Source organism: Pseudogracilibacillus amylolyticus (SeqCode), from assembly GCF_051918545.1.
Classification (GTDB): Bacteria; Bacillota; Bacilli; order Bacillales; family Amphibacillaceae; genus Pseudogracilibacillus.
Window position 1 is genome coordinate 8962 of record NZ_JBPPZG010000161.1, and the last position, 328, is coordinate 9289.

At 35.1% G+C, this 328-nt stretch carries 1 protein-coding gene; it reads right to left on the reverse strand.

Annotation, left to right across the window (positions count from 1 at the left end; all coding sequences use genetic code 11):
• Positions 1-166: 166 nt before the first annotated feature.
• A partial coding sequence (locus ACPYKA_RS15525) for a BrxA/BrxB family bacilliredoxin (RefSeq protein ID WP_479543126.1) occupies positions 167-328 on the reverse strand: 162 nt, incomplete at its 5' end.

The following is a 328-nucleotide window of genomic DNA, read 5'->3' on the forward strand; positions in this document are numbered from 1 at the left end:
CGGAAAGCGTACTGCCCGGAGGCGGAAATCAACGAAGCTGTTACTAGTTTTTAAATTTTCACTACTCAACAGTATCCTTCAACTATGTAATCCTTAAACCATACTTTTTCGTTTGCTAAAAATAAGACTGCTTCAGGAATGAGGCAGTCTTATTAGAAAAAGCTTATTATATTTCTTCGCAGTGTTCATCGAAAATATTTTGTAAACGATTGATTACTTCCATTGGACTTGAACCTTCGATATCGTGACGTTCTAACATTGTAACTATTTTACCATCTTTTAAAAATGCAAATGATGGTGATGAAGGTGGATAACCTTCAAAGTACGT